Source organism: Microcoleus sp. OTE_8_concoct_300 (assembly GCF_031383065.1).
In the GTDB taxonomy this organism is placed as follows: domain Bacteria; phylum Cyanobacteriota; class Cyanobacteriia; order Cyanobacteriales; family Microcoleaceae; genus Microcoleus.
The window spans coordinates 1-1,105 of record NZ_JANMZH010000672.1 but is presented as its reverse complement, the minus strand read 5'-3'; the positions used below and the strand labels follow the sequence as shown (position 1 = coordinate 1,105).

General features: G+C 39.7%; 1 pseudogene. It reads right to left on the bottom strand.

What is annotated here, in order from left to right:
- Positions 1-788: 788 nt before the first annotated feature.
- A pseudogene (locus tag ACUVJL_RS30420) lies at positions 789-1,105 on the bottom strand (glycosyltransferase family 2 protein); the annotation flags it as partial.

Sequence of the window (1,105 nt, the reverse complement as noted above, 5' to 3'; positions counted from 1 at the left end):
AGAAAAATATCCGGAGAGCATCGTTGTCAGAATATTGTGAATATTGGCTTATGAACTACAAGGAAGCTGGAGCGCCCTTGCATGATGTGTCGTGAACTACAAAAACAAAATTTGACGCGAAAAAAAAGACCATAGGCCCTAGTCAGTCTGCCACTGAAAGAGTACAAATTTATATCTGTAAATATTGGGAAAAAGTAAAAAACATTGACCCTGAAAACCTTTTTTTTTTGATTAAATGCGCATTTTATTGGGGTTGACACTCACCCACGCTCGTTCAAGATCGGGTAGTAGAGTCTACGATTTAAAACCATTTAATATGGGGCAAAAATTACTATTATCGGAGCAACAACTGTTAAAAAAGTAATAGGACTAATGACGCTAAATGGGTCGGATCGATAAATGGTAAGGCATTTTCCGTTTTTAGTGAACACTTTTTAGTACCCAATTTATGGAAAGGTGCAGTCGTTGTTATGGATAATCTCTCTGCCCACTCTTCTGGCGGTGATTGAACCCTTGATTCAATCGACTGGCTAAGCGTAGCCTCAGTTTATCACCCTATTCTCCGGACTTTAATCCGATAGAATTATGGTGGTCACAACTGAAAGCTTTTTTACGTCATGTCTCGCCAACCACTATCACTCCGGCTTGATGTTTTACTTGGCGTGTGCGCGCTTATTTGGTCAATACTAATCACTTTAAAAACAGGTTTACAAGCTGCTTTTTTTGTACTTTATAAACCTGGAATATGCTGTGCAGCAGGCAAACAGCTAATTAGATAAATTCTTGATTTATAATCGCTTCTGATATTTCATCCACTGAATTTTGTGCACAGTGGCTTGAGGGTTCAGCGCTGTTGTGGCAATTCCGTAAACCAGAGTCGATAAAATCTCCCGATTTAACCAGCTTTGTCCGGCTTTTCTCATGAAGCGAGTTGCCGCAATCTCTCTTAACTTATTGAGTTTTTTCAATGGCGGCAGGTTTTGGAAAAAGATTTCTCGGTATTCGGTGAATGTTAACTCTGATTGACCGCGAATCCGCCGCAGTTGGTTTTCTTTAACGCAGTCTATGACTAGACGCTTGTCCAACCAATATTTATCTGTTAAAG